Origin of the sequence: Bradyrhizobium sp. TM233 (assembly GCF_036247965.1) — a bacterium.
Classification (GTDB): domain Bacteria; phylum Pseudomonadota; class Alphaproteobacteria; order Rhizobiales; family Xanthobacteraceae; genus Bradyrhizobium; species Bradyrhizobium ottawaense.
Map to the genome: position 1 here is coordinate 791186 of NZ_BTIG01000001.1, position 26311 is coordinate 817496.

At 65.0% G+C, this 26311-nt stretch carries 25 protein-coding genes and 1 pseudogene; 9 read left to right on the forward strand and 17 right to left on the reverse strand.

Going from position 1 to position 26311, the window contains the following annotated elements; genetic code table 11:
- Positions 1 to 198 precede the first annotated feature (198 nt).
- Positions 199 to 969 carry a hypothetical protein gene (locus AABA86_RS03715; RefSeq protein ID WP_338305765.1) on the forward strand — a complete coding sequence of 257 codons (771 nt, stop codon included), beginning with the start codon at positions 199 to 201 and terminating at the stop codon, positions 967 to 969.
- Between the two features lie 178 nt (positions 970 to 1147).
- Here the strand turns inward: AABA86_RS03715 and AABA86_RS03720 are convergent, their stop codons facing one another.
- The 5 genes from AABA86_RS03720 to AABA86_RS03740 form a co-directional block, all read right to left on the reverse strand.
- Complete coding sequence (locus AABA86_RS03720; protein ID WP_212245953.1) at positions 1148 to 1954, reverse strand: SDR family NAD(P)-dependent oxidoreductase; 807 nt, start codon at positions 1952 to 1954, stop codon at positions 1148 to 1150.
- 56 nt (positions 1955 to 2010) lie between these two features.
- A complete protein-coding gene (locus tag AABA86_RS03725; RefSeq protein WP_212245954.1) occupies positions 2011 to 2424 on the reverse strand; it encodes a DUF1850 domain-containing protein in 414 nt (137 codons plus the stop codon).
- Complete coding sequence (locus AABA86_RS03730; RefSeq protein WP_212245955.1) at positions 2385 to 4505, reverse strand: TRAP transporter permease; 2121 nt, start codon at positions 4503 to 4505, stop codon at positions 2385 to 2387. The genes AABA86_RS03725 and AABA86_RS03730 overlap by 40 nt, the downstream gene beginning before the upstream one ends.
- 195 nt (positions 4506 to 4700) lie before the next feature.
- The gene (locus tag AABA86_RS03735) at positions 4701 to 5648 is read right to left on the reverse strand and encodes a TAXI family TRAP transporter solute-binding subunit (protein WP_338305766.1); all 948 of its coding nucleotides are present in this window, start codon (positions 5646 to 5648) and stop codon (positions 4701 to 4703) included.
- A gap of 349 nt (positions 5649 to 5997) precedes the next feature.
- On the reverse strand, positions 5998 to 6477 hold the full coding sequence (locus AABA86_RS03740; protein WP_338305767.1) for a hypothetical protein: 480 nt from the start codon (positions 6475 to 6477) through the stop codon (positions 5998 to 6000).
- 195 nt (positions 6478 to 6672) lie between these two features.
- Here AABA86_RS03740 and AABA86_RS03745 point away from each other — a divergent pair, with 195 nt between their 5' ends.
- On the forward strand, positions 6673 to 6987 hold the full coding sequence (locus AABA86_RS03745) for a hypothetical protein (protein WP_212245958.1): 315 nt from the start codon (positions 6673 to 6675) through the stop codon (positions 6985 to 6987).
- Positions 6988 to 7152: 165 nt separating this feature from the next.
- Here the strand turns inward: AABA86_RS03745 and AABA86_RS03750 are convergent, their stop codons facing one another.
- Together AABA86_RS03750 and AABA86_RS03755 are read right to left on the reverse strand one after the other, a co-directional pair.
- The gene (locus tag AABA86_RS03750) at positions 7153 to 8367 is read right to left on the reverse strand and encodes a hypothetical protein (RefSeq protein WP_338305768.1); all 1215 of its coding nucleotides are present in this window, start codon (positions 8365 to 8367) and stop codon (positions 7153 to 7155) included.
- Between the two features lie 71 nt (positions 8368 to 8438).
- Positions 8439 to 9062 (reverse strand): NUDIX hydrolase, encoded by a 624-nt coding sequence (locus AABA86_RS03755; RefSeq protein ID WP_338305770.1) that lies wholly within the window; start codon positions 9060 to 9062, stop codon positions 8439 to 8441.
- Positions 9063 to 9133: 71 nt separating this feature from the next.
- Between AABA86_RS03755 and AABA86_RS03760 the strand changes: the two genes are divergently transcribed.
- From AABA86_RS03760 to AABA86_RS03775, 4 genes are all read left to right on the forward strand, one after another.
- Complete coding sequence (locus AABA86_RS03760) at positions 9134 to 9559, forward strand: PaaI family thioesterase (RefSeq protein ID WP_212245961.1); 426 nt, start codon at positions 9134 to 9136, stop codon at positions 9557 to 9559.
- A 310-nt stretch (positions 9560 to 9869) separates the two neighbouring features.
- Positions 9870 to 10892: an aldo/keto reductase gene (locus AABA86_RS03765; protein WP_338305771.1), complete on the forward strand. Its 1023-nt coding sequence runs from the start codon at positions 9870 to 9872 to the stop codon at positions 10890 to 10892.
- A 15-nt stretch (positions 10893 to 10907) separates the two neighbouring features.
- Positions 10908 to 12221 (forward strand): tetratricopeptide repeat protein, encoded by a 1314-nt coding sequence (locus AABA86_RS03770; RefSeq protein WP_338305772.1) that lies wholly within the window; start codon positions 10908 to 10910, stop codon positions 12219 to 12221.
- Between the two features lie 195 nt (positions 12222 to 12416).
- Positions 12417 to 13013 (forward strand): hypothetical protein, encoded by a 597-nt coding sequence (locus tag AABA86_RS03775; protein WP_338305773.1) that lies wholly within the window; start codon positions 12417 to 12419, stop codon positions 13011 to 13013.
- Between the two features lie 16 nt (positions 13014 to 13029).
- On the opposite strand, the gene AABA86_RS03780 is transcribed toward AABA86_RS03775, so the two are convergent.
- Together AABA86_RS03780 and AABA86_RS03785 are read right to left on the reverse strand one after the other, a co-directional pair.
- Positions 13030 to 14634, reverse strand: coding sequence for an oleate hydratase (locus AABA86_RS03780; RefSeq protein WP_338305774.1), 1605 nt, complete (start codon positions 14632 to 14634; stop codon positions 13030 to 13032).
- Between the two features lie 51 nt (positions 14635 to 14685).
- Positions 14686 to 16509, reverse strand: a complete 1824-nt coding sequence (locus AABA86_RS03785) for an AMP-dependent synthetase/ligase (protein ID WP_338305775.1) — start codon at positions 16507 to 16509, stop codon at positions 14686 to 14688.
- Between the two features lie 221 nt (positions 16510 to 16730).
- Here AABA86_RS03785 and AABA86_RS03790 point away from each other — a divergent pair.
- Both AABA86_RS03790 and AABA86_RS03795 read left to right on the forward strand, forming a co-directional pair.
- Positions 16731 to 17301 (forward strand): annotated as a pseudogene (locus tag AABA86_RS03790) (cysteine hydrolase family protein).
- Positions 17302 to 17468: 167 nt separating this feature from the next.
- Positions 17469 to 17792: a hypothetical protein gene (locus AABA86_RS03795; protein WP_212245968.1), complete on the forward strand. Its 324-nt coding sequence runs from the start codon at positions 17469 to 17471 to the stop codon at positions 17790 to 17792.
- 70 nt (positions 17793 to 17862) lie between these two features.
- Here the strand turns inward: AABA86_RS03795 and AABA86_RS03800 are convergent, their stop codons facing one another.
- The 4 genes from AABA86_RS03800 to AABA86_RS03815 form a co-directional block, all read right to left on the reverse strand.
- Positions 17863 to 19134 (reverse strand): flavin monoamine oxidase family protein, encoded by a 1272-nt coding sequence (locus AABA86_RS03800; RefSeq protein ID WP_338305776.1) that lies wholly within the window; start codon positions 19132 to 19134, stop codon positions 17863 to 17865.
- Between the two features lie 9 nt (positions 19135 to 19143).
- Positions 19144 to 19854, reverse strand: a complete 711-nt coding sequence (locus AABA86_RS03805) for a RibD family protein (protein ID WP_338305777.1) — start codon at positions 19852 to 19854, stop codon at positions 19144 to 19146.
- Between the two features lie 21 nt (positions 19855 to 19875).
- Positions 19876 to 20538, reverse strand: a complete 663-nt coding sequence (locus tag AABA86_RS03810) for an FABP family protein (protein WP_338305778.1) — start codon at positions 20536 to 20538, stop codon at positions 19876 to 19878.
- A gap of 176 nt (positions 20539 to 20714) precedes the next feature.
- The gene (locus AABA86_RS03815; RefSeq protein WP_212245974.1) at positions 20715 to 20894 is read right to left on the reverse strand and encodes a hypothetical protein; all 180 of its coding nucleotides are present in this window, start codon (positions 20892 to 20894) and stop codon (positions 20715 to 20717) included.
- A 150-nt stretch (positions 20895 to 21044) separates the two neighbouring features.
- Here AABA86_RS03815 and AABA86_RS03820 point away from each other — a divergent pair, with 150 nt between their 5' ends.
- Positions 21045 to 21191, forward strand: a complete 147-nt coding sequence (locus AABA86_RS03820; RefSeq protein ID WP_338305779.1) for a hypothetical protein — start codon at positions 21045 to 21047, stop codon at positions 21189 to 21191.
- A gap of 44 nt (positions 21192 to 21235) precedes the next feature.
- Here AABA86_RS03820 and AABA86_RS03825 read toward each other — a convergent pair whose 3' ends face one another.
- From AABA86_RS03825 to AABA86_RS03840, 4 genes are all read right to left on the reverse strand, one after another.
- Positions 21236 to 21484 carry a hypothetical protein gene (locus tag AABA86_RS03825; protein WP_212245975.1) on the reverse strand — a complete coding sequence of 83 codons (249 nt, stop codon included), beginning with the start codon at positions 21482 to 21484 and terminating at the stop codon, positions 21236 to 21238.
- A 266-nt stretch (positions 21485 to 21750) separates the two neighbouring features.
- Positions 21751 to 24306 carry a bifunctional diguanylate cyclase/phosphodiesterase gene (locus AABA86_RS03830; RefSeq protein WP_338305780.1) on the reverse strand — a complete coding sequence of 852 codons (2556 nt, stop codon included), beginning with the start codon at positions 24304 to 24306 and terminating at the stop codon, positions 21751 to 21753.
- Positions 24307 to 24660: 354 nt separating this feature from the next.
- Positions 24661 to 25440: a DUF2182 domain-containing protein gene (locus tag AABA86_RS03835; protein WP_246550047.1), complete on the reverse strand. Its 780-nt coding sequence runs from the start codon at positions 25438 to 25440 to the stop codon at positions 24661 to 24663.
- Positions 25441 to 25500: 60 nt separating this feature from the next.
- Positions 25501 to 26133, reverse strand: coding sequence for a DUF1326 domain-containing protein (locus AABA86_RS03840; protein WP_338305781.1), 633 nt, complete (start codon positions 26131 to 26133; stop codon positions 25501 to 25503).
- Positions 26134 to 26311: the final 178 nt, after the last annotated feature.

The following is a 26311-nucleotide window of genomic DNA, read 5'->3' on the forward strand; positions in this document are numbered from 1 at the left end:
TGTCGTCCCGGACAAGCGCGCCCCAAGCGCGCGCAGATCCGGGACCCATAACCACAGGACGTCGTCGTGACACGAGGTTGGCAACTCCAAATCTTCGCCAAACACAATCCTGTGGTTATGGGTCCCGGGCTCGCGCTACGCGCGCCCCCGGGACGACGACGGTTTGAACCAAACCCCACCTCCCCAGACTCATTCCTGATGACGACCCTGACCGACGACCGTCGTGTACGCGCGCGAGATGCGTCGCCTGCACGATATTTTTATCTCCACATGGCCCTGGCCTGCGCGGCCACAGCTTTTCTCGGTTTCGCGCCGACCTATTGGGTGCCGCTCGCCCACGGTGCGTTGTCCGCAAGCCCCGTGATTCACTTTCACGGACTCTTGTTCTTCACCTGGTCTGTCTATTTCGTGCTTCAGACCTGGCTCGCGGCCTCGGGCCGCGTGGTCAATCATCGCTCGCTCGGCATCGCCGGCGTCTCGCTCGCAACCGCGATGACGATCTTCGGCTTCCTCGCCTCCGTGCACGTGATGCAGCACTCCGCCGCGCTCGGGCAGCGCGAGGCCGGCATCGGCTTCTCGATCGTGCCGATGAGCGGGATCGCGTTCTTCGCCGTGGTGTTCGTGCTCGCGATCATGAACACTCGCAGAGCAGAGATTCACAAGCGCCTGATGCTGCTGGCCGCGATCTCGATCCTCGATGCCGCGATCGCGCGCTGGTTCCTGACCTTCCTGGCGCCTCCCGGGCCACCCGGCCCGCCGCCGGTGCCGGTGACGATCGCGCCCGCCGTCGTCGCATCGCTCCTGCTCGTCGTCGCCATGGTGCGCGACTGGCGCACCGAAGGCCGTGTGCATCCGGTCTACATCTATGGCACGCTCGCGCTGCTGGCGGTAAAGGTCTTGAACTGGCCGATCAGCGAGACGGCCGCGTGGCATTCATTCGCTGGCGGGATATTGGCGCTGGCGCAGTGAGTAGCCAAACACTCCGCTGTCGTCCCGGGGCGCGCGAAGCGCGAACCCGGGACCCATAACCACAGGGAGTAGTTACCTTGCTGAGCTGGTCACCGCGAGTCTTCGCCAAATCCTGTGGTTATGGGTCCCGGATCTGCGCTGCGCTTGTCCGGGACGACAGTGAAGCGTGAGGCGGCGCCTACGCCCCAGCCTTGCACGTGATCCCGCCGTCGACCACAAGCTCGATCCCCGTCACATATTTCGACTCGTCGGACGCCAGAAACAGCGCGGCGTTGGCGACGTCGAAGGCATCGCCCATGTGGCCCATCGGCACCTGCGCATCGCGCGCGCGCCACATCGCCTCGACATCGCCCTTGGCGTAGCTGCTCGCAAGACCTGCGGAGTGCTCGACCATCGGCGTCTTCATCAGGCCGGGCAGGATCGCGTTGACGCGGACATGGTGGCGCGCGAACTCGATCGCGGTGGTGCGCGTCATCTGGTTCATCGCCGCCTTCGAGGTGCCGTAGGTGACGTAGGAGATGCCCATGTGGCGGATCGAGGCGATCGAGGAGATGTTGATGATCGAGCCGCCGCCCTGCTTCACCATGACGGGAATGACGTGCTTCATGGCGAAATAGGCGCTCTTGAGATTGACGCTGAAGACGCGGTCCCAGCTCTCCTCGGTCACCTCGACCACGCTGCCCATCTCGGCGATGCCGACATTGTTGTCGAGCACGTCGATGCGGCCATAGGCCTGCAGGCACGCCGCCACCATCGCCTCGACCTCGCTCGCACGGGACACGTCGGCGGTGAACGCGGTCGCCTTGCCGCCCTCGCCGGTGATGATCTTCGCGGTCTCTTCGGCCGCAGCGCCATTGCGGTCGACGCAAAACACCTGCGCGCCCTCGCGCGCGAAGGTCACCGCGGTCGCCTTGCCGTTGCCCCAGCCCGGTCCGATCGAGCCGGCCCCCACCACCATCGCAACCTTGCCCTTGAGCCGATCCATCATGTGTCTCCTTTGTTGTTGTTCTTGTAGCCTGGATGAGCGCAGCGATATCCAGGCTACGGATCGTTGCAGATCTTCATCGTGGTGACGTTAGCACCAATGGGATGCCCGACAATCTCCGACAGCGTCCGGCAGCTTCCATCATGGCACAGCCGCCATTCGCCGGCCGCGCCCGAATTGCCGAGCACGACCTCCTGCATGGCTGCGCGCTTCGGCTGCCACTGAAACCAGCCGTCGACCAGCCGCGCCTCGGGCGGCGGCTCCATGCCGGGGCCGGTGCCCTTGACGCGGGCCTGCACCAGTTCGAGACCGGCGGGGGTGACGCGCCAATCCTCCTGCCAGTCGACTTTCGCGATCGAATGCGTCCAGACCAGCGTGAACGCCGACAGCGCCAGCGCCTTCACGCCGAAAGCCGTTGCGAAGCAGAGGCTCACACCGCCTCGACCGTTACAGGCGGGCGCTGCCGCCATTGCCACAGCGCGAGCGCCGCAGCGAGCACGAAGCCCGCGATGTCGCTGAACGGGAATTCGCCGAGCAGGCAGAACGCGGCGCCGAGCGCGACCAGGCGCTCGATCAGCGTCAGCCGGGTGAACAGGAAGCCGATCGCGACCATGCCGAACAGGCCGATCGCCACCAAAGCCTTGACGGTCGCGAGCGCGACCGCACCATAGAAGCCGAGTTTTGCCGCCATGGGGTCGCCGGCTTGCAGCATCAAGGCCGGGGAATAGACGAAGATGAAGGGGATGACGTAGCCGGCCAGTGCGATGCGCATCGCCTCCCAGCCGATCTTGTCCGGGTTCTCCTTGGCGATCGGCGCCGCCGCGAGCGCAGCGAGCGCCACCGGCGGCGAGAGGTCGGCCATGATGCCGTAGTAGAACGCGAACATGTGGCTCGCGATCAAGGGCACGCCGAGCTTGGCCAGCGCAGGTGCCGCGAGCGCGGCGGTGATGATGTAGGTCGGGATGGTCGGGATGCCGGTGCCGAGCAGGATCGACAGCAGCATGGTCATGATCAGCGCCAGGAACAGGCTCTTCTCGCCGAGCCCGATCACCCAGCCGCCGAAGATGGTGCCGACCCCGGTCTGCGACATCATGCCGATGATGACGCCGACGATGGCGCAGGCCATGCCGACGGTGATGGCGGATTTGGCGCTCTCGGCCAGCGCGTCGCGGCAGGCCCGCAGCGCCGCAAGGCCGCCGCGCACGAAGGCGGTGATCACGATCAGCCCGACCACGACGCTGGCGACCGGCACGATCTTGAGGCCGTCACGCGACAGCGCGGCGACGAGGAGCGCAAGGCCGATCCAGAAGATGGTGCGGATCACGTTCGAGGAGGCGCCCGTGGTGATGGCGGTGCCGAGGATCAGCGCTACCGTCAGCGCGAGGCCCATGCTGCCGGCATAGAGCGGCGTAAAGCCCTCGAACAGCATGTAGACGAGGGCCGCAAGCGGCAGCACGAGGTACCAGCGCGTCACCAGCGCCCTCCAGGCGCTCGGGATTTCCGAGCGCTTCATGCCGACGAGCCCATGCTTGCCGGCTTCCAGATGCACCATCCAGAACGCGGACGCGAAATAGAGGATCGCGGGAATGGCCGCCGCCTTGACGATCTCGGAATATTGCACGCCGAGCGTCTCGGCCATGATGAAGGCGACCGCGCCCATGACCGGCGGCATGATCTGCCCGCCCATCGAAGCCGTGGCCTCGACGCCGGCGGCGAAGGCGCGGCGATAGCCGAACCTGATCATCAAGGGAATCGTGAACTGGCCGACGGTCACGACATTGGCGACGCCAGAGCCGGAGATCGTGCCCATCATGCCCGAGGCGAACACCGCAACTTTCGCAGGTCCGCCGCGCGTGCGGCCGAACAGGCCGAGCGAAACGTCGGTGAAGAGCTGGATCATGCCGGCGCGCTCCAGGAACGAACCGAACAGGATGAACAGGAAGATATAGGTCGCCGACACGTAGATCGGCACGCCGTAGAAGCCCTCGGTGCCGAACGACAGATGCGTGACGATCTGGTCGAAATCGTAGCCGCGATGGTTGAGCGGCGACGGCAGGTACTGACCGAAGAACCAGTAGACGAGGCAGGCGCCGCACATCAGCGGCAGCGCCGCGCCCATCAGGCGCCGCGTGCCCTCGAAGATCAGCACCGCCAGCACCGTGCCGACCACGAGATCAAGCCGCGTCGGGTCGCCGTCGCGCGCGATCAAATCGGCGTAGAAGATCCACTGGTAGAGCCCGCACAGGAATCCGGCGCCGCCGATCACCCAGCCGAGCGCACGGCCGGCATTGCTCTTCGCCGTGAAGTTGGCGATCAGGCCGAAGGTGAGGAGAACGAGGAAGCCGACATGGACGCCGCGCACCACCTGGCTCGGCAGATAGTTGAAGGCGGCGACATAGAGCTGGAAGGTGGCGAAGGCGATGCCGATCCAATAGGCGAGCGCGCCCCACCAGCCCGGGCCGAAGCCTTCCGGAAAACCGTGCTCGAAATTGTCGAACTCGACCTTGACCTTGTCGGGCGCAGCTGCGGCGCCCTCTGCCTTTTCCAGCATCTTATTCGTCCTCAGCCTGTCCATGCCGCGATAGCATTGGCACAGGACCCAAAAAACGTCATGCCCGGGCTTATCCCGGGCATGTGCGAACAATCTCTCCACCGTCATTCCGGGGCGATGCGGAGCATCGAACCCGCAATCTCGAGATTCCGGGTTCGGCTCTGGCGAGCCGCCCCGGAACGACACCGGGTGGAATTACTTGATCAGCCCTTTTTCCTTGTAATAGCGGATCGCGCCGGGGTGCAGCGGAACCGGGCTGCCTGTCGCGGCGGTCTCGAGCTTGATCTCCTTGCCGGCCGCATGCGCATTCTGCAATTCCGGCAGCGAGTCGTAGATCAGCTTGGTCATCTGATAGGCAAGATCGTCCGACACCGCGGAGCTCGTGACGAGATAGTTGATCACGGCCGCAGTCGGCACGTCCTTGTCCTGGCCGGTATAGGTGTTGGCCGGAATGATCGCGGAGACGAAGGGCGGGCCGATCTTGTCGACGGTCTCCTTCGGCACCGACACCACCGTGATCGGGCTCGAGGTCGAAAGGTCCTTCAGCGAGGCGACGCCGAGACCGGCCGATTGCAGCGTGGCCGCAAGCTGGCGGTTCTTCATGAGGTCGACGGATTCGGCGAACGGCAGATATTCGACCTTGCCGAGATCCTTGTAGGTCATGCCCGCGGCGCCGAGGATCGCGCGCGAATTGAGCTCGGTCCCCGACTTGGGCGCGCCGACCGAGAGGCTCTTGCCCTTAAGGTCGGCCAGCGTCTTGATGCCGGACTCGGTGGTGGCGACGATCTGGATGTAGTTCGGATAGATCGCGCCGATGGTCCTGAGCTTGTCGAGCTTGGACTTGAAGCCCGCTTCCTCCTCGCCGTCCCAGGCGGCCTTGAGCGAGTCGCCGAGCGTGAACGCCAGCTCGCCGCGGCCCTGCTGCAGCAGGATCAAATTCTCGACCGACGCCTTGGTGGCCTGCACCTGCGTCTTCACGTTCGGAATCTTGTCGCCGTAGATCTTCCCGATCGCGACGCCGAGCGGATAATAGACCCCGGAGGTGCCGCCGGTCAGCACGTTGATGAAGGATTGCGCCTGCGCGCAAGGTGCCGACGCCGCCAGAGCAAGAGCCGCGGCCGCGCCGAAGATAGTCCGTTTCATGGTTGTTGTACTCCCCAAACCGGCGGCGAAATTGGCCGGATGAGGGATGCGGGTCAACCCATCCAAAAGATAAAGCTGGGCTGCGGTAAACGGCCGGTCAGGCTCGATTTTTGGGAACCTGCGGCTGCGGCGACGTGGCGCAGCGAAGAACGAGCGACCTCACATGAGGATCGAACGCTGGTGCCGCTGGCTCGGTCGCCTCTCCCGCTTGCGGGAGAGGTCGCGCCGAAGGCGCGGGTGAGGGTTCTCTCCTCTAGGGAATTGTCCCATTGCGGAGACACCCTCTCCCCAACCCTCCCCCGCAGGCGGGGGAGGGAGCGCACCACCTACGAGGCGATCGAGCTCCCCCTCACTGGAACGTCATGTCCAGGCACTTGGAGATGTCGGAACCGAGGCCGGACGAGATGATGATGCAGCCGCGCACCTTCTGCGCGCCGACATCGGCGGCCCACACCGAATAGCCGCCGGGGCCGAAGAACGAATTGGTGTTCGGCGGCTCGGTCTCGGTCGCGTCGAAATCATACTTGCCGTCGGTCTCGAAGATGCGCGGCTTCTTGATGCAGCCGCCGTCGGTCTGGACGTTGATGACTTCCTTGTTGTCGCGCGTCAGCGCCAGCGAGACCTGGCAGCGGAAATATTCCGAGGTCTTGGTGTTGAAGAGGTAGGTGTAGGACTTGCAGGTCGCCGTGTTCAGCTTGCCGGGGGCCAGGCCGCGGCTGCACGAAATCCTCTGGTTGTGGCTGAGCTGGTAATCATCGGCCCGGGCGGCCGGCGCCAGCGCCGTCAACGACAATGCAGCAGCCCAGCAAAGTTTAATCACATGGCGCATCCGAATCATCCCCACCCCTAATTTTGTCGAGTTGCGTTCTAGACGGAAAGCGGAACATAGTCGCGAGGGGACGAAGGGAAAATCACAAACTGCTGGGCCAGACGTGATGCGCTGCGGCGCTTTCGCAAATTGACCCGGATATACCGTTCGTGATTTGTTCAAGCCCAGTGCCCCAACGACGGGGAGGATGGGATCATGGCATTTTCAATGAAGACATTTGCAGTTGTTTCGGTTGCACTCATAACGCTCGGCGCATTCGCCGGGTCCGCTTTCGCGCAAGCCCCGGCAACGCCGTGGGAGCTCAAGCCCGACACCGGCTACGCCTATGACAAGGAAGGCAAGACCTTTTCCTACAAGATGGGCACCAGCAACGCCGGCGAGCTCCTGAAGGGCGCCAAGAAGGTCCCGAGAGGCACGCTGTTCTTCATCGGCCACAACGGCCAGCTCTACATGCGCAGCGGCCCCTATCTGGAAGGCGACGGCAAGTTCAAGTTCGGGCCGGATCAGTAAGCGCGGCGATGGGCGACAGAGCCGCCACACACTCGGTGTCATCACCCGCGAAAGCGGGTGATCCAGTATTCCAGAGGCCATTGTGATTGAATCGAGAGGCCGCAGCGTACTGGATGCCCCGGTCAAGCCGGGGCATGACAGCGGAGGATGTGGCAGGGCTAAGAGCTAAAACGCCCCCGCCAATTCCCTTGCACCGGGTTTGCCGCTGTTCGAATCCATCCGATCGTCCGTCACCGCCAGCAGCTTGGCGACCGTGTTGTGGCGGATCGCGACCGGGTTGCGCTCGTAGCCGCCGCGCTGGAAGAAGTTCGAGGTCGGCACCTGCTCGCGCATCGCCTGCGGCATCGTCACCATGTCGAGCCCGGTGCCGTCGCCGGTGAGGTTCATCATCTCGAGCTCGGCCGCGGTCAGCGGACGGGTGTAGCCCTTGGCGCGGGCGAACAGCACCGAGGTCAGGAGCTTGTGGGTCTGCAGCATCGGACCGACATCAATGTCGAGCACCATCGCATGCATGGCCCAGCCCTGCGCGGTGTTGCCGATCTTCTCGTGCTCCGACCAGGTGTCGGGCACCGACTTCGCATGGGCCACCATTTTCTTCAGCACGACGAGCTTGTGCTCGAGCGACTGGCGCGCCGGTCCTGATGTCCGCGCCACCTTCTCGGAGAGCGCGCGAATGAGTTCGTGGCCCTGCTCGGCCAGCAGCTCGACGCTGTTGGTGGTCAGGAGCTGGTTGTAGCCCATCGCGGTCGAGATCGCGCGCTTGCCGCCATGCTCGATTCCCGCCTGAACGTCGTGGCTGCCGGTGCCCCCGGTCTCGAACGAATAGACCCGCACGGCCTGCTCGCGCGTCAGCCCGGAGGCGAGCGCGTAGCGCGCATAGGCGCGCTTGAACTCGACCTCGCTCGCCGGGCGCTGCGGCGTGAACTGGTAGAGCTCCTGGGCCGCGCGCAGGAAATCGGCGACCACCGGGATCGGCTTTTTGGCGGGACGGTCCGGCGTTTCCTCCGGCTCCGGATTCACCGGCTTCTTCGGCCCGTTATAGAGCGGCGGATGCTCCAGCACGTAATCATCGAGCGTCACTTGCTGCCCGCTGCGCCGCTTGGCGTTGCGGCCTTTCCGCTTCTCGGAGATCTGGCTCCAATAGGCGCCGGCCTCGGCGTCGAAGGCCGCGCGCGCCGCCTGATATTCCGCAAGCTTGCGGCGATATTCGAGCACGGCCGGCGAGGCGCCACCCTGCGCGAAGAATTGCGACAGCAGCTGCGCGTTGGCATCGCGAACGGCGGGCGGCAGCGCGTCGGCCTCGCCGCCACGCGCGGCGGGCGCGAGCAGGACGAGCGCAAGTGGAACCAGCGCGAAGCTATTGCGAATCGAATGATGCATGCTGCCCTCTTAGCAGGCATCCGGTAACCGTCACGTTAACGCGCCGTTTACCTCTTTTTTCGTCTCTTGCGTCACTTCCAGGCGAACACCGGCTGTTCCAGCTCCGCCACGCGGGTGTGCCGGCCCGCCAGCACCTCGCGGAACTGGTAGATCAGCGCCGCCGTCGGCGCGTGGATCAGGCTTTCCTGGTGATGGAAGCGAATGACGCGGCGCGCGCTTTCGGGGATGGCGACGAAGTCGAAGGCGTCGTCGCGCTCGATGGTGTCGAGCGCAATGCGATGGACCGAAGCCACCTCATCCGGGTTCGGCCTGATCGCGGCACTGTCGGCGGCCCAGACCACGACGGGCGTGATCAGATAGCCGGACCGGGTCGGATAGTCGTCGAGCGTGCCGAGCACCTGCGCGCCGGTGAGGCGGAGGCCAAGCTCCTCGTCGAGCTCGCGCAGCGCCGCCTCGACCGGCGTCTCGCCGGCGTCGCAGCGGCCGCCCGGCAGCGCCCATTGGCCGCGATGGGCGCGCAGATGTGATGCGCGCAGCGTGAGCAGGAATGCGGTGTCATCGTCCTCGCTCGCCGTCAGCGCAACCGCCACCGCGGCACGCTTCAGCGTCGTCGGCGCTTCACCCGCCGGCAGCCGCATGAAGGCCGCGCAGGCATTCGCGATATTCCGCCGTGTGGCATCGTCGAACGGTCTCATGATGCTTGACTACACCACGTCCGGCCCCGATGGAACGAGAACGCAAGGCCCGCACAGGAACGGACGACGAGATGACCAACAAGGCCGCCGCAAGGCTCAAATCAGACGGCTGGACCATCCTTCAGACCACGGGCTTCCTGCACCTGATCGGCCCCCTGTGGGAGCGCAAGGTCGACGGCCATTATGAATTCGCGCTCGCGACCGAGGACAAGCACCACAACCGCCGCGGCATGGTCCAGGGCGGCGTGATGATGACCTTCGCCGACCGCACCTGCGGCATGACCGCCCGCTACACATCCGGCAAGGAGTTCATGGCGACGGTGCAGCTCGACACCCATTTCGTCGAGGCCGGCCAGATCGGCGACATCCTGATCTCCCGTCCGCGCGTGGTGCGCTCGACGCGCAGCCTGATCTTCATGAGCACGGAGGTGACAGTGGATGGCCGCTGCATCGTGATGGCGAATGGCGTGTTCAAGATTCTGAAGGGGCCGGGATAGGCGCGCGGTCAGGCCGCCACCTAAAGCCGACCACACCCACAGCTGTCATTCCCCGCGGAGGCGGGGAATCCAGTACACCGCAGCTTCTCGATCGATCACAGCCGTCTCGGCGTACTAGATCGCCCGATCAAGTCGGGCGATGACATCGAGTATGGGGCATCAGCGCTCCACAACCTCGTCATTGCGAGGAGCTCTTGCGACGAAGCAATCCAGAATCCTTCCGCGGATGCAGTTCTGGATTGCTTCGCTGCGCTCGCAATGACGGCTATGGCTGGCTATGCTGCCCTCCACCAATATCGAGGATCTACCCATGCAATACCGCCAGCTCGGCCGCAGCGGCCTGAAAGTGTCGCCGATCTGTTTGGGCACCATGATGTTCGGGGGGCCGACCGATGAAGCCACGTCAAAACGGATCATCGCCAAGGCGCGGGATGCCGGGATCAATTTCATCGACACCGCGGACGCCTATTCCAAGGGCGGCTCCGAGGAAGTCGTGGGGCGCGCCATTGCCAGCAACCGTCACGCCTGGGTGCTCGCCACCAAGCTTGCCAACCCCATGAACACTGGGATGGGCGACGATCCCAATCGCGCTGGCCTGTCGCGGCGCTGGGTGCTGCAGGCCGCCGACGAAAGCCTGACGCGGCTCGGCACCGACCACATCGACATCTACTATCTGCACAAGGAAGACCATGCGACGCCGCTGGAAGAGACGGTGCGCGCGATGGGCGATTTGATCCGCGCCGGCAAGGTGCGCTATTTCGGCGTGTCGAACTACCGCGCCTGGCGCGTTGCCGAGATCTGCAACATCTGCGACCGCCTCGGCATCGACCGGCCCGCGGTGAGCCAGCCTTATTACAACGCGATGAACCGCATGCCCGAGGTCGAGCACTTTCCGGCCTGCGCCTATTACGGCCTCGGTATCGTGCCCTACAGCCCGCTCGCGCGCGGCGTTCTCACCGGCAAGTACAAGCCGGATGCCGCCCCCGACAAGGAGACGCGCGCGGGCCGCAACGACACCCGCATGATGCAGACCGAATGGCGGCCGGAATCGCTTCAGCTCGCGCAGGAGATCAAGACGCACGCCGAGAAAAAGGGCATCACCGCCGGCCAGTTCGCCGTCGCCTGGGTGCTCAACTCCGCCTTCGTCTCCTCGATCGTCGCAGGTCCCCGCACCGAGGAGCAGTGGGACGGCTACATCAGCGCGCTCGACTACCGCTTCACAGCGGATGACGAGGCGCTGATCGACCGGCTGGTCGTGCCGGGCCATCCCTCGACGCCGGGCTACAACGATCCCGCCTACCCGATCGAAGGCCGGCGCGCGCGGACGGCGTGAGACCGGGAGATCACGATGGCGCTTGATGACCGCTACGGCCTGGCGCTCTCCACCACCTCGCACGAGGCGGCGTCCGCCTATCGCGAGGGTGTCGACCTCATGCTCGCGGGCTGGACCGGCATGGCGGAGATGCTGGAGCGCGCGATTGCGGCTGACCCGGATTTCGCGCTTCCCCATATCGCCCGCGCCCGCGTGCACGCCTTCTATCAGCAGGGCGACCTCGCCCGGGGCAAGGCGGCGCTCGCACGCGAGCTGGTCGCCAAGCGCGGCACCGAGCGCGAGCGCTCGCACGTCGAAACGCTGGCGCTTGCGATCGAGGGCCGGCTACCGGAGGCGATCGCATCCACGCTAAGGCATGTCGAGAGCTGGCCGCGCGATGCCTTGGTGCTGTCGCTGCCGCTCGGCGCGTTCGGTCTGTTCGCCTTCTCCGGCATGGCCGACCACGACCGCGCGCGGCACGAGCTGTGCGAGCGGCTCGCGCAGCATTATGGCGAGGACTGGTGGTTCCTGACCATGGCCGGCTGGGCGATGACCGAGAACGGCGATGTCGCGCGCGGCCGCGCCATGACCGAGCGCGGTTTCGACCTCCGCCGGGCCAATGCCCACGCCGCGCATGCGGTGCTGCATGCGATGTTCGAGGACGGCTCGATCGACGCGGCCGACCGCCTCGTCGACGACTGGATCCCCTCTTACGACCGCGCCGGAATTTTGCACGGCCATATCCGCTGGCACCAGGCGCTCGGCGCGCTCGAGCAGGGCGATGCGACACGCGCGCTCGCGATCTATGCCGACGTGCTCCAGCCCACGGCCACGCAGGCGCCGCCGCTCAACGTCATCACCGACGCCGCCTCGCTGCTGTGGCGCCTGTCGGCGTACGGTCACACCGTGCCGAAGGCACTGTGGGTGGAGGCCGACACCGCCGCGCAAAAACTGTTTCCGAAGTCGAGCCTGTCCTTCGCCGACGTCCACATGGCGCTGTTCGCGGCGGCGACGCAAAACCACGCGGCGCTCAGCGCGCGCCTTGCGGTGATCGAGCAGCGGCTCGCCGAGGGTAAGCTGCCGGCCGGCCCCGTGGTGCCGGCGATCTTCCGCGCGCTGGCGGCCTTCGCGGACGAAGACTACGCCTCATGCGTCAAAACGCTCGCGCCTGTCCTCGCCGAGGTCGTGCGGATCGGCGGCAGCCACGCCCAGCGCGAACTGGTCGAGGACACCTATATCGTCGCACTCGTGCGCAGCGGCGAGTTGCCCCGCGCCCGCACCCTGCTGGACGCCCGCCTGCACCGCCGGCCCTCACTTCGCGATACGCGCTGGCAGGCGGCGATGGCCTGAGTTCCGCCACGAAAAAAACACCGGCCTGACGGCAAGTGCCGGCGGACGGTTTGGGCGATTTGGACAAATCGCCGTCGGGGTGGCGCGGTGGTATTCCAGGCGGGACTTGCAGGACAAACGGGATCGCAACCAATGTGCGGTTCGATGGTTATGGTGCGGAACCTGTCCATGGTTCCCTGGCACGTGAGCCTTCCAATGCGCCTCTGCCGATCGCCGCTGGCCGCGACCCTTGTTTTCACGGCCACCCTTGCCGCTTTGGCAAGTCCTTGTTTTGCCGAGACTTCCAAACCAATTCCGGTCAACAATCCGCCGGCGCCGCAGAATGCCTTCATCGACCTGCTGGCGCTGATGTCGGGCCACTGCAAGACCTTCAAGGTCGCAGGCCGCACCTTCGCCTGCAAGACGGTGGCCTACGCCCACGGTGACAAGGGCCGGGTCAATTTCGCCGTCGCGGTCGACGATCCCACCGACGACAGCCACGTCGTGTCGTTCTCCGGCGAGAACGGCAAGCGCGCCGACGACAATTCCTACGAGCTGCCGATCGACCGCATGCTGCTCAACTCCAAGGACCGCCCCAGGGTCGACGGCCTGCCGGTGCCGGCCGAGCAGACCTCCACCGGCCTCTGCCGCCAGACCGGCAATTTCGCCGCCAGGAAGGTGACTGACGTCACCTGCTCGGCCACCGACAGCGAGGGCCGGCGCTACGAGTTGCTGTTCGTCTCCGACGGCACCCCGGTCAGCGTGCGCCGCATCCGGCAATCGGCGCCGTCGATCCAAGATCCCTTCAAGTAACCCGTTCAAGTAGCGATCACGCGAACGCCTTCTCCAGCGTCGCGAAGATCACCGCGAGCGACTTGTCGTGGCGCGTCACCGGCGGCACCGGACGATCGATCTTCATCAGCTGGTAGACCGCCATCTGCGCCGCGCGCACCGAATATTCGACGGTGAACACGACGTCGTCGGGAATCTCGACGAACTGGCTGACGAAAGCGAGGTTGACGGAGTTCTTCGGCACCGGCAGCGGCCGGTCGGCCAGATTGCGCGGCATGAACATGCTGGTGATGTAGGGCATGCGGCAGGGAACGCAGATCGCATCCTCGAACACGGCCCCGTCGAAATTCAAATGGCCACACAGCTCCTTCAGGATCTCCGCGCCGCCGCATTCGGACATCGGCTTGCCGACGAAATTGCCGACACGGTCGGGATGCAACCCATAGCCCCAGAACACCTGCAAATTGTTCGGCTGACCGACGAAATGCGGCTGGTGATAGAGCACGACCGACATCAGCCAGTTGGAATCCTTGAACGTGACGAGACCGCCGGTGCCGGCCCGGTTGCCGGAGAACGCCTCCATCCGGTCGAAGAAGAGCGGATCGCGGCAGGTGACGGTGAAGGACAGCCAATAGGATTCGGGGATCGAAGTGTTGAACGCGGAGGGATTGCCGAATTCGGGACGCTCCTTCGCGATCGTCTCCCACAGCGCCCAGCCCTGGCTGTCTTTCTTGGTCAGATGCGGCGCCGGCTCGGTCATGGTGCCGAGGCTCGAGGCGTCCGTCATCGAGCCGTTCTGGAAGAACACGAGATCGCCGTCCTCGAGCCGGACATTGGCGATGCGGCCGTCGCGGTCGAGCACGAGCTGACGCACCCGCAAGCGCCCGTCCTCGTTCTCGAGTCCCATGTCCGTGACGCGCGTGCCGCGCACGAACTGCACACCCTGCTGCTTCAGCCAGTCGACCAGCGGCCGCACGATCGCGTCATACTGGTTGTAGACCGTGCGCTTGACGCCGGCGAGCGTCTCGATGCGCGGAAACTCGCTCATGAAGCGGTGCAGATAGCGCTTCAGCTCGACCGCGCTGTGCCAGGGCTGGAACGCAAAGGTGGTCTGCCACATGTACCAGAAATTGGACTCGAAGAATTTCGGCGAGAGCCAGTCGGTGATGCGGCTGTTGCCGAGGGTCTCCTCCGAGGCCTCGGTGAGCCGCAGCAGCTCGAGCCGGTCGCGCGCGGAAAAGCCCATATGCGAGACGTCGACCTTGAAGCGGTTGCGGTCGACGAGCCGCGCCTGCGAGTGCGCCGGGTTCTCCAGATTGAACGCGATGGTCTCCTCGCGCACGCTGAGGCCGGGATGCTCGAGCGAAGGGATGCTGGAGAGCAGATCCCAGGTGCATTCGTAGTGGTCGGTGGTCAGCATGCGCCCGCCGCGCAGCGAATAGGCGCCGTTCGCGAGCAGCGCGCCGTCGAGGCTGCCGCCGACCAGCGGCTGCGCCTCGTAGATCACGATGTCACGCCCCGCCTGCTGCGCGTCGCGGATCAGGAACGCCGCGCCCGCGAGCGATCCAATGCCACCGCCGATGAAATACGCCTTCATGACTTGCCTCGATTGCCGTACGAATTTTCGCTGGCGACACTGCATCCGGAGGCGCTAACTGAAGTTGCGCTGGATCAACCGCGGGAAGAGGCGAAATCACGTCGGCGTTATCGCCGCGGGCTTCTTCGCATAGACGTGTTCGATCTCGTCCGCGAAGCGGCGTTCGAGCGCGGGCCGCTTGTTCTTCAGCGTCGGCGTGAGCAGGCCGCTCGCAATGGTCCACGGATCCAGCGTCCACCACACCGCGCGCGGCGTGGCGTAGGACGGATAGGCCTTCACGGCCGCCGCGATCCTGGCCAGCAGCGCAGCCCGTTCCGCCGCGCCGCCTTGCTTGCCGCTGGCAGCTAGCCTTTCCTTCTCCTCGACCCAGGCTTTTGCATTCAGCACGACCAGCGCGGTGAGGAACGGCCGCTGCTCGCCGACCACCAGAGCCTGCTCGAACAGGGGATCGGCGAGGATCGCGGTCTCCAGGTCCACCGGCGCGATCTTCTCGCCGGTCGACGTGACCAGGATGTCCTTGATGCGGCCGGTGATGGTGATGCGCCCGTTCTCGATGCGGGCCTGGTCGCCGGTGTGCAGCCAGCCGTCGGCGTCCTTGACACGGCGCGTCTCCTCCGGCTTGTGCCAATAGCCGAGCATCACGCTGGGGCCGCGCACCAGCAATTCGTCGTTCTCGCCTAGCCTCACCTCGACGCCGTCGAGGACGTGGCCGACCGAGTGCGGATCATTGTCATCGATGGTGTTGACGGAGACCACCGGCGAGGTCTCGGTCATGCCGTAGCCCTGGAGGACGTCGAGCCCGAGCGCGAGAAACAGGCGGATGACGGGCTCCGCGATCGGCGCGCCGCCCGAGACCGCGACGCGCAGGCGGCCGCCGAGCTGCGCCAGCACTCTGTCGGCGACGAGCCGCTTGAGAAGCGGCCAGGCCAACCGGTCGAGCAGCGACGGCGCGCCATGCCGCTGCCGCGCATCGAAACGCCGCCCGCCGACGGTGATGGTGAGGTCGAGCAGCGCGCGCTCGATCCAGCCGGCTGATGCGCGATGCTGCATGATCAGCGCGTAGATGCGCTCGTAGATCCGCGGCACCGAGACCAGCACTGTCGGCCGCACGTGCTTCAGGTCCTCCGAGAGTTGCGGCACCGAGCGGGCATAGGCGACACAGGCGCCGGCCGCGATCGGGTAGTAATAGCCGCCGGTGCGCTCGAAAGTGTGCGAGAGCGGCAGGAAGGACAGGAAGACGTCGTGCGGTTCGGCGGCGATGCGGTGCGCGATCGCCTTCACATTGGCGACGACATTGCCATGCGACAGCATCACGCCCTTCGGCCGCCCGGTCGTGCCCGAGGTGTAGACGATGGCGGCGAGATCGTCCGGTTCGATCAGGACATCGGCCAGCGCCGCGGTCGCGCCGGGTGCTTGTGCGAGCCAGTGGTCAAGCCCGACGATGCGCGCGTCCGGCGTGATGAGCCCGCCTGCATCCGCGCAGACGATGCGCTTGAGATGGTCGAGCGGCTGGCCGGTCGCCACGATCGCCTGCCACCGCTCCAGCGTATCGACGAACAAGAGCAGCGCGCCGGAATCGACAAGGACGTAGGCGATGCTGTCGGGGTTGTCGACGGCATGCATCGGCACCGGCACCAGGCCGCGCGACAGCGCCGCCTGGTCCATCGCGATATGCGCAATGCCGTTCGGCATCAGGATGGCGACGCGTTCGCCGGGCGCGAACTCCTCCGCGGCGAGCGAGCGCCGCCACAGCTCGAATTCCGCATCGATCTCGTGCCAGGATTGGCTCACCCAGCGCCGCGCGGTCGCATCGAAATGACGATAGGCCTCCGCCGCCGGCGTCGCTTTGACGCGCCAGCGCAGCAGCTCCGGCAGCGTCCTGATTCCGGCAAGTCCGTCCGGTTGACTCAGCCCCTGCATGGCGTCCTCTCGCATCTCATCGATTCCCAAACATTTGGTGCCGCGACACTAGGCCGGCCAGTCCTTGCCGCTTTGATCCTCAGCAAGCCGGCCATGCAGGGAAGAGACGCTGCGCTGCGTCCAGGGCACGAAAGCTGTCGCGAAACGAGGGAAGATCGGCATTGCGCACCGTCCCTGTCGCCTCGCATATTCGCCACCACACCCGCCCGAAAGGTCCGATCATGCCCGCCCCCTTCCCCGCCCTCATCGTCGTCGACGTCCCAGCGCGCGTTCGACGAATGGGAGGCGGCGGGACAGCGGCGCAACAATCCGGATGCGGTGGCGCGCATCGGCGATCTGCTGCAGGCGTTCAGGGCGCGCGGCGCCCCGATCTTTCATATCCGCCACGAGGGAACGAAGCCGAATTCGTCGTTTCTGCCGCAAGGCTCCGGCTACGCCGTCAAGGACGAGGCGCGCGAGCAGCCGGGCGAGACCGTGATCGTCAAGCGCGTCAACAGCGCCTTCATCGGCACCGACCTGGAACAGCGCCTGCGCGCGGCCGGCATCGGCACGCTCGTGATCTGCGGCGCGACCACCAATCATTGCGTGGAGACGACGACGCGGATGGCCGGCAATCTCGGTTTCGATGCGCACCTCGTGCGCGATGCGACATGGACCTTCGATCGCATCGGGCCCGACGGCGACAAGCATTCCGCTGAGGAGATCCACGCGATGACGCTGTCGAACCTGAACGGCGAGTTCGCGCGCATCGTCACCAGCGACGACGTGATCGCCTCATTCGCGGCCAAGTGATGGCAGCCATGCGATCAATGCGGATGATGCGACAATAAATCTCACGACCCACACGCACGCGCGCGAATCGGACGTCGCGATCCTGCGTCGTTTCGACGCCCGCACTGGCCGGAACGCGGGAAGCGCCCATCTGTTGTCACACGACATTCAACTGGAGTGATGACACCATGAAGTATCTTATTGTCGCGATGGCGGTCGGTGCTGCGGCGCTTGCCGGCGGATCGGCGGCGAACGCGGCCAATAATTCAAGCGCGAAGCAGAACGCGCCAGCCAGCCAGTCGACCGACATCAGCGCGCAGCACCGGCACCACGGCCATCGCCACCATCATCACTGGCGTCATCATCACCACCATCACGGCTACTATCGTCCGCACCATAGGAACTACGGCTACTACCCGCGGCATCACGGCTATTACGGCGGCGGGCCGTACGGTTATTACGGCGGCGGCGGTCCCGCCGTGACGTTCGGCTTCGGCGGTAGCCGCTGGTAAGAGGAAAGGCCCGCGATGCGGGCCTTTTTTCCGTCAACTCGTCATGACCCGGCCATGACGACAAACCTCCTCAAACGCGCAAAATCATCTCGGCCGTCTCCAGGCCGCTCGCCAGCGCCGCTTCCACCGTGCCCATGTCACGGCCGCGATAGAGCGCTTCGCCGGAAAACAGCACCAGGCCGTCGGCGCGCGCGAGGATCACTTGCGCCGCGCGCGTCCGCGGCGTCGCCCAGGAATAGGCACCGCGGGCGAAGGGATCATGCGCCCAGTTGGTCGCCGTGGCCGCCACGAGCTCGCGCGCGACGTCCTCGCGCGACAGCTTGAAGATGGCGGCGAGCGAATCGAGCCCGGCATCAATCAGTCCTTGCGGATCGAGGTTGTCCAGCTCCGCCGTGCGCGGGCCGCCGAACCAGCCGGTGAGCACGGCCTGCCCACTCGGATATTGCGTCCACCACACCGGGATGGTCCGGTCGGACAACAGGAAGGTCATGTCCGCGAGATCCTGTTGCCGCTCGCGCCACCATGGCTTCGCGAAGCGCAGCAGGATCTTGATGACGTTGCCGAAGCCGATGTCGCCCACCGCAGCAAGCCTCGCGCGCGCGCTCGCCGGGAAGGCCATCTCGCGCAGCAGCGGCAGCGGCACGGTGAGGATCACGCGATCGCAGCCGTAGACATCGCCGCCGCCGCAGCGAACGGACGCCGTGTCGCCGTCCTCCGCGATCGCCGAGACCACGCAGCCGAAATGGATGGTCACGCCGAGCCTGCGGCAGGCGGCCGCCAGAAAGTCGATCAGCGCGCCATAGCCGCCATCGATGCGCGCCTGCGCCGCGTGCCCGCCATCCATCCATTCCTCGCGCAGCGCCAGCGTCGAGGCACGCTCGGGGTCGGCCGCGTCATAGCCCTCGACCATCCGCTCGATCGATTGGCGCATCGGCGCATAGTCATCCCCGGCGAAATGCCGGCGCAGGAACTCGGCGACGGAGAGATCCTCCTTCAAGTCCCTCAGCACGGCCTGAAGCTCCGCCTCATGCGGATCGTCGCGTTCGTCGCGCGAGAGCTTCGTCCCGTCAAAGCTCCACTGCTCGCCTGCGATCTCGTGAAGGGCCAGCCCGGCCTCGCGCAGCAGTCCGCGCGTGACCGGCGCCTCGCCATGGACGAATTCGGCGCCGCCCGCGGCGGGGTAGCCGAACTCTTCAACCGGCAGCGGAAGGATGCGGCCGCCGCAGCGCTCGCGCGCCTCCAGCACCGTCACCTTGCGGCCGGCCCGCACCAGCGCGCGCGCCGCCATCAAGCCGGCCGCGCCGGCGCCGACGATGACGATGTGCTCTGTTATCCCGGGCATGGCCGCGCGTTACCGGCTCGCAGCTTGCGGATCGTTCTTGATCAGATAGCGCAGCAGCAGGACACCGCCGCCGAGATCGCGTGTGCTCTCGAGCGTCATCGCGGTGATCGGCGCGCGCTTGTCGCTGTCCGCCTCCGTTGACGAGAACACGAAGGGCGCGCCCGTTGCGCCATCGATCGCGGGACTGAGGATCAGGTTGAACTCGTCGATGAGACCGGCGCGCAGGAACGCGCCATTGGCGACGCCGCCGCCCTCCACCAGCAGCCGCTTCACACCGAGCTCGCGGCTGAGAATGTCCAGCGCCATCGCCAGATCGAGCTCGGACTTGCCGGCAAAGATGTAGGACACGCTCTCGCCCCGGAGCCCTGCGAGATGCGAATCCGGCACGCTCTCGGTCAGCACGACGACGATCGGATCGCCGCCGATGTCCGAGCGGCCCCAGCCGATCTTGCCCTGCGCATCGAGCACGATTCCATAGGTCTTGGCGTCCCGCCGCGCGAACCAGTTTTCACGCGGCAGCTTCGCGTCCTTCGTCGCAGGGTAAGGCTGACCCTTGGCGAACTCCGAGCCGGTGACGCGGCCGATCACCCAGGCATCGCCGCCGAGTTCGTCATGAATCTTCTCGAACCAGTCCGTGCCCGCCCCCTTCGGGCGCCAGCGGCTGGGATGGGTGCGGCCGTCGAGGCTGGAGTGCATCAGACAGATGACATAGGGCTTCATGCGATTCTCCGACGCCGCGCCTCACACTGCCGGCCCATTGTCCTTGGTGCGATCGTTCACGATCACCGCGAGCGGATTGAGCTTCGGTGGCGCGACCAGCTGCAGCGTGTTGGTGTCGCGATGATCGAACGGCGCGCCGCGGACGAACAACTCGGTCTGGATCAGATAGGTCCAGCTGCCGTCGTCGTTGAAGGTGATGTCGCAGCGGTAGGAATCGGTGCGGAAGGCCTGTTCCAGAAAGTCGGTCGAGCAGATGCCGTAGGCGGTGTCGCCCCGCTTCGCGGTAACGGAGATCGTCCTGTCGTCGGGCCCGGCCTTGCCCGAAGCCAGCAGCACCTGCCCGCGCGGAATCGCCAGCGTCTGCATGATCAGCCCGGTCGCGGGCTCCCACAGCCAATAGCCGACCTGGTCGTGGAAGGTGATGTCTTCCTCGGGCGTGTTGATGTGGATGTGATAGCGCAGCCCGTACAGCAGCTGCGGCCCGTTGGCCTGCGGATCGATCGGGTCCATGCGGATGCGCTCGATGAAGGTCCGCCGCTCCGGCCCCTCCGCCTTCGGATTGATGTCGATGCCCTTGTCCGCCTGCCAATGCCCTGCGAGACGGCGGAGCGGGCCGAGGTTGGCAAGGCCGTCGGGCGAGACGTCCTCGGGCTCGGTGAAGATATCGGCGGGAATGGGGAGCATGGCGGCCTCGCGGGAAGTTGCGGGAACAGCCATAGCATGGCGGCGGGAACCTGGCGCGTGCTCAGGCCTCACAATCGCGAATGGACGTCGGCGCTGCGTGCGCAGCGATTGTCGGGCGTTTAGGAAAAAACAACGGTGGAGCCGAGCCTGTCCGGCTCGGCTCCACCGGCACACGCTTAGTGGCGGTGGTCGCGGACCTCGGGCTGGGTGCGGTGGTCCCTGACGATGGTCTGATTGCGATGGTCGCGCACGATGGGCGGGTCGCGATGATCGCGGACGATGGTCAGCGCGCTCGCGGGCGTCACCGCGCCTGCCAGGGTGATCGCTGCGAAAGCCGCAAGGATGGTATTGCGCATAAGGCTTGTCCTCTTCCTGGTGGATCACTGCGAACCACCTGACTGCAAGCTAGATCGACCAGCTGGAATGATATGTGTCGCCGATCACGCGGCGATGATCGGGACGTCGGCGATCACGCGTCATCCGCAGCACGACGCCCGCGTGGCGGCTTGTCCGTCGAGCTCATCTGGGAAGGACGGACGCGCGACGTGATCTTCGCAACGCTCGGCGTGTCCGTCAGCACCGTGAAGAGCCATCTCATTCACGACAGGCTCCGCGGTCATCTCGAAGGACGAGGCGCGCGCTCAGCCGGCTGAGAAGGCCATATGCGATTGCCCTCCAGTGTAGCCGGAGACTGCGCTCAAGCCGCTTCCGCCACCGATTTCGCGCGCTCCTCGAGCACACCGATCGTGGAGACCAGATTGTCGCGCCGCGCTCGAAGGTTGAGTGCAAGCAACGGATAGGTCGGCTGAAGCACGTCGAACACGCCGGCCTTGGCTTCCTCCTCGAGAATATCGGTATTCAACAGCCGAACGCGCCACCACAAATCGGCGATCAGCGCATCGAGCCGGAGTTCGCCAGCAGTACCAGAACGGGACATTTCTTGCATCGCATGCCTCAACCTGAAACGGACCTCTCTGCCGAGGCCCGGCTTTGGTCATGACTGAGCAAGCAGGGTGCCAGGATCGGCGGGTGCGATGTGGCTCGGGAATTGGCTCCGCGGTGCGGTCCTTCGGCTCTCAGCGGAAGTTGAACGTGCCAGGGCGGACCACCAGGTCTTGCCCCCTTCCAAACTGTTAATAGGGAGGCTTCACCTGCTCAGCTTTCCTGCTTTTGGGCGGCGGGCGATGATGACAGACGCCGGAGGCATTCAGCTCACGCCGCCCGCTGTTTCCGTCGCGCCGGGGGGGCCTGCCACGAGAGGCCGGCGAGCGGCACGGGCTTGCTGAAGTGAAATCCCTGGCCGAGCGGGATGCCGAGTGACTGAAGCCGTTTAGCCTGCTCGAAGGACTCGACCCCCTCAGCGACGATCGAGAGCTTCAACGTCTTCGCGAGCTGCACGATGGACTTCAGCACGGCGACGGTCTCGCAGCGATCGATCCTGTCGATGAACGATTTGTCGATCTTGACCTTGTCGAAAGGAAAGGCCGTCAAATAGGACAAAGACGAGTATCCGACACCGAAATCGTCGAGGGCAATGGAGACGCCGAGCGCCTTGAGGCGCTGGAGTGTCTTGAGGTTCTCCTCGGTGTCGGCGAGAAATACGCTCTCGGTGATCTCGAGCTCGAGCCGGGTTTGCGGAAGGCCGCTCTGCGCCAACGCAAACGTCACGGTGTCGACGAGATTGGTGCCGGCAAATTGCAGGGCAGAGAGATTGACGGCGACCTTAACGTCGGCCGGCATGCTCATCGCATCGCGACAGGCCCGGGCAAGCACCTGATTGCCGAGCTCGACGATCAAGCCCCCCGCCTCCGCAACCGCAATGAACTCAGCCGGAGGAATGTAGCCCCTGGTGCCGTGATGCCAGCGCGCCAGGGCTTCGACCGATTTTACCCGGCCGGTGCCGAGCTCGATCACGGGCTGATAAAACACCTCCAGCTCCTCGCGCCAGATCGCTTCGCGCAGTTCGATCTCGAGCACGTTGCGCTGATCCGCTTCCGCCTTGAGCTCCGCTGAATAGAGGTGGAAGCAGCTTCGGCCGGCATTCTTCGACCTGTAGAGCGCAAGATCGGCGTTGCGAAGGATCTCATCGACCCGCGTGCCGTGCTCGGGCACGAGCGCAAGGCCAATGCTACAGCCGATCACGACGGGATGGCCATCGATGTGATAGGGCTCGGCAATGGCCTGGACCAGCCGCTCGGCCAGGCTTGCAGCGCCGTCGCGCATCGCGGCCACGATCACGGCAAACTCGTCGCCGCCAATTCGCGCCGCCGTATCGGCATCACGAATCTGCGCCTTGATCCGGTCGGCAACCTGCTTCAGCAACGCGTCGCCGCATTGATGGCCGAGCGCATCATTGACGGACTTGAACTTGTCGAGATCGAGCAGGAGTACGGCGAACGCAGGCTCCAGCCGGCGCGGGCTGGCCAGCGCCTCGTCGAGGCGCTCCTTGAACAGGTTGCGGTTGGCAAGGCCGGTCAGGCTGTCGTAATGCGCCAGCCGCTCGATGCGGTCCGCCGACGCCTTGCGCTCGGTGATGTCCTCATGAGTAGCGACCCAGCCGCCACCCTCGCGCCGGCCGTAGGAGATGTAGACGACCCGCCCATCGGGAAACTGCACCGTGTTCGAGATCTGCTCCGACCGGGTGAGCCGGTTCTTTAAATCGACGAGATAGGTCTCGACGTCGAGCACGGCGGTCTGTTTTGCGAATATATCCCGGAAATGCATGCCGATCCGAATGTCTTCCGGCAGGAGACCATAGAGTTCGAGCCATTGCGGGTTGAATGCGATCAGGCGGTCGCGGCCATCGAACATGCTCAAGCCCTGAGGAAGGTTCCGGAGCGCATCCTCGAACTTGCTGGCAAAATCGCGCCGCTCGCGGTGAGCGCGATCCAGCGCCTGCTGCCGTCGCCAATGGAATGTCGTCGCGGCGAGAATAATGAACGTAAGCAGCAGCGCGCCGCCGAGATAGACCTTCTGCCTGAAGGCGGAGCGGGAATAAATCTCCTGCTCCGAAATGCCGACGGTGAAGATGAGCGGAAACGCGCGCGACCTGCGCGCCGTGATCAGCCGGTCGCTGCGGTTCGGTCGGTTCTCGTTCCAATATTGCACATAGAAGCCGTCACCGAGCTCGCCCTCGACGCGGCTGGGTGTGCGTTGTCCCAGCACGGAGCCCTGGTCCACGCCCCGGGCGGCGAGCACGACGTAATTGGCATTTCTGAGCACCAGTGTTCCTCCGACGCCGAGCTTTGCCGTGTCGTAGAACCTGCCGACCACGTCGACGCTGATCGAGCCGACGATCACCCCGGCCGGATTCCCCTCGAGGTCGAACAACTTTCTTGCGAGCTGGATCGTCCATTTGTTCGAGGCCCGTCCCAGCACCGGCTTGGCGACGTAGAGGCGATCGTCGGCTTGCGCCATGACATTGATGAAGTGCTCGCGATCGCCAAGATAAAGCGGCGGACCGGAATAGCCCGCGGTCGTCTCGATCATGTATCCGCCCGATCCGATCAATGCGAGCTGAACCACGTCGCCGGTCGCAATGCGGGCCTTGTCCGACCATGACTTCAAGCTGAAGGTGAGCGGATCCTGGGCGTAGAGCGCTCGTACCACCAGCAATGACTGATCGACGCGCTCGAAGATGCGTTCGGTGTTTTCCTCGAACAGTTCGGCGACGCTGTCGCCGTGCGACCGCGCCTGCTCGACCGCGTCCATCCGCTCCGACGCGGTGATGGCGAAATAGCCGATCCAGACCAGGGGCAGAAAGAACAATGCGATCTGCAGCGGACCATTCCGCAGGATCGTTCTTCCGGCTTTGCGGACTGCCCCTGCGGGAATCACGACGCGCACCCCCGCTTCGGCCGCCAGGGCAGAACTGCGCTCGCCCGCAGTATTGGCATCGCCTTGTCTCCGCCTCGACTGCACAGGGACACCCGCGGCCGAAAGCGGCGCGGGTGCTGCTCATAGCGCAAAGGTAGCTGAAACAGCCTTAAGTTTGTGTTTGGGCAAAGCTCAATTCTTCAGCTTAAAGCATCCGTATCATCACGGAGGTCGGCTGGCCTTGAGCAATCAGGTACATGGGCATGTCGAAAGCGGCACATTTCCAGCCGCCTTTGGACCGGCTTTTCAGATTGCGCGCGCAAGAACGATCGCGCCGGACAGGATGAGGACCCCGCCTGCCGCATAGCTCAATCTTCGGCCGAACGGCAGCAGCTTCTCGCCGGCGACATAGAGCGCGATGCCGATGATCCAGGCGAGGTTCATTACGCCGCCGACGAACAGCAATACCATCAGAAACCAGCAACAGCCGACGCAGTAGCTGCCGTGGCGAAGTCCCATTCGCAATGCGCCGCGTGTGCCGGGCCGCCAATGTCGGCTGAGAAACAACAGCGGGCTCTCGCAGTAGCGCAGACACGCCTGTTTGAGCGGCGTGAACTGATAAACCCCTGCTGCAATCAGAACGCCGCCGCCCAGAAACGCGCTGGTGCTTGCCATCGCCATCGACAGCAATCCGAAGCGTTCGAACGCTCCTTGCACCAGGACCGCGGCAAGACTGAACCCCGCCCACGTCACGAGATAGCCGGCGAGAAAGATCCAGGTATCGATTGCGGCGCGGGAGGCAGTCTCCTGCTTGCGCTTGACGGTCGCATACAAGAGAAGGGTGAGCACCGCGCTCGGCGCCATCATCGCGACCATCATCACCCACCACATCACGAACAGCAGCACGCCATAGAATGGCGTCCACGGCATCGGCGCCATGTCCGGCATGTCGGTCATCATCTCGGTGTCCATGCCGGCGCCCGCGGCGAGATAGGCCCAGGCGAGCACCACCACTGCGGCAGTCCCGATCGCGACGATCAGCCGGTCGCGGTGGAGCAGGTGTTCCAGTATCGAGCGCCCCTGCATCGACTTGTCCATAGCGATGAGGAGCTGACACCGAGGTCTTGTGTCGGTGTCAGCGCCCTATCATGCGGCAACCCCCTCGGGCGTCTGCACAACATTGGCGAGCGAGCTATGCGTACCCCGGGTCTCGAACGGGATCGCGCCGGTCGAGCGGATGTTGGCGGATGCGACCTCGGCCGCCCGATGTTCGAACCCCTCGGGCATGACCACCTGGATGCGGTGCGGATCACCGGTCACCGGATTCTTGATCGGCTCGACATCGGTCTCGAGCACGCCCCTGGCGACGAGTTTTGCGACGCGTCCTTCTTTGTCGAAGGAAAACTCGAACGGCGCAAACACCGGATCGTGGATCTTGGTAACGATCATGCTGACGATCTGGAAAAGCGTGCCTTCGGCCGAATGCTTACCGGAAAAGATATCGAACAACGCCTGACGCTGCTCCGCCGTGGCGCGTTCGTCGATGATGGGCTGGATTGTCCCATTGCCCTCATGAAGCGGCCCAGGAAAGTCGACCGTGATCGCAAAGCAGAGACCATCGAGCCTGGTCCCTTCGAAATGTCCCCTGGCGATCCGCATGGCGACCATTCCCTTGCAATAGCCTTGGGTCGGCCGTGCGTTGAAATCGCAGGGACAGCCAAACGCGCAGGTGCAGTTCTTCATCCATTCGCCTTCGAGACGCCAGTCCGATGCAGCCATGGCACATCTCCCAATGTGAGCGGGGACGCGGCAGCCATTGACGATTTGTTCAGCGTTCTTGTCGAGGCAACGCGAAGAGGCGCGAGCGGGATCGAGGTCCGATCAGAAGGCCGGCATCGCAGAAAAAGTATGATGGCGAGCTGCCGTTTACCGTCCAACGATCATATCAGCGGCCGCC

Bases quoted from the DNA above. Each gene is read 5' to 3' on its own strand.
- AABA86_RS03715 (WP_338305765.1), top strand. From the start codon at position 199: ATGACGACCCTGACCGACGACCGTCGTGTACGCGCGCGAGATGCGTCG.
- AABA86_RS03720 (WP_212245953.1), bottom strand. From the start codon at position 1,954: ATGGATCGGCTCAAGGGCAAGGTTGCGATGGTGGTGGGGGCCGGCTCG.
- AABA86_RS03725 (WP_212245954.1), bottom strand. From the start codon at position 2,424: ATGGCGGCAGCGCCCGCCTGTAACGGTCGAGGCGGTGTGAGCCTCTGC.
- AABA86_RS03730 (WP_212245955.1), bottom strand. From the start codon at position 4,505: ATGCTGGAAAAGGCAGAGGGCGCCGCAGCTGCGCCCGACAAGGTCAAG.
- AABA86_RS03735 (WP_338305766.1), bottom strand. From the start codon at position 5,648: ATGAAACGGACTATCTTCGGCGCGGCCGCGGCTCTTGCTCTGGCGGCG.
- AABA86_RS03740 (WP_338305767.1), bottom strand. From the start codon at position 6,477: ATGCGCCATGTGATTAAACTTTGCTGGGCTGCTGCATTGTCGTTGACG.
- AABA86_RS03745 (WP_212245958.1), top strand. From the start codon at position 6,673: ATGGCATTTTCAATGAAGACATTTGCAGTTGTTTCGGTTGCACTCATA.
- AABA86_RS03750 (WP_338305768.1), bottom strand. From the start codon at position 8,367: ATGCATCATTCGATTCGCAATAGCTTCGCGCTGGTTCCACTTGCGCTC.
- AABA86_RS03755 (WP_338305770.1), bottom strand. From the start codon at position 9,062: ATGAGACCGTTCGACGATGCCACACGGCGGAATATCGCGAATGCCTGC.
- AABA86_RS03760 (WP_212245961.1), top strand. From the start codon at position 9,134: ATGACCAACAAGGCCGCCGCAAGGCTCAAATCAGACGGCTGGACCATC.
- AABA86_RS03765 (WP_338305771.1), top strand. From the start codon at position 9,870: ATGCAATACCGCCAGCTCGGCCGCAGCGGCCTGAAAGTGTCGCCGATC.
- AABA86_RS03770 (WP_338305772.1), top strand. From the start codon at position 10,908: ATGGCGCTTGATGACCGCTACGGCCTGGCGCTCTCCACCACCTCGCAC.
- AABA86_RS03775 (WP_338305773.1), top strand. From the start codon at position 12,417: ATGCGCCTCTGCCGATCGCCGCTGGCCGCGACCCTTGTTTTCACGGCC.
- AABA86_RS03780 (WP_338305774.1), bottom strand. From the start codon at position 14,634: ATGCAGTGTCGCCAGCGAAAATTCGTACGGCAATCGAGGCAAGTCATG.
- AABA86_RS03785 (WP_338305775.1), bottom strand. From the start codon at position 16,509: ATGCAGGGGCTGAGTCAACCGGACGGACTTGCCGGAATCAGGACGCTG.
- AABA86_RS03795 (WP_212245968.1), top strand. From the start codon at position 17,469: ATGAAGTATCTTATTGTCGCGATGGCGGTCGGTGCTGCGGCGCTTGCC.
- AABA86_RS03800 (WP_338305776.1), bottom strand. From the start codon at position 19,134: ATGCCCGGGATAACAGAGCACATCGTCATCGTCGGCGCCGGCGCGGCC.
- AABA86_RS03805 (WP_338305777.1), bottom strand. From the start codon at position 19,854: ATGAAGCCCTATGTCATCTGTCTGATGCACTCCAGCCTCGACGGCCGC.
- AABA86_RS03810 (WP_338305778.1), bottom strand. From the start codon at position 20,538: ATGCTCCCCATTCCCGCCGATATCTTCACCGAGCCCGAGGACGTCTCG.
- AABA86_RS03815 (WP_212245974.1), bottom strand. From the start codon at position 20,894: ATGCGCAATACCATCCTTGCGGCTTTCGCAGCGATCACCCTGGCAGGC.
- AABA86_RS03825 (WP_212245975.1), bottom strand. From the start codon at position 21,484: ATGCAAGAAATGTCCCGTTCTGGTACTGCTGGCGAACTCCGGCTCGAT.
- AABA86_RS03835 (WP_246550047.1), bottom strand. From the start codon at position 25,440: ATGCAGGGGCGCTCGATACTGGAACACCTGCTCCACCGCGACCGGCTG.
- AABA86_RS03840 (WP_338305781.1), bottom strand. From the start codon at position 26,133: ATGGCTGCATCGGACTGGCGTCTCGAAGGCGAATGGATGAAGAACTGC.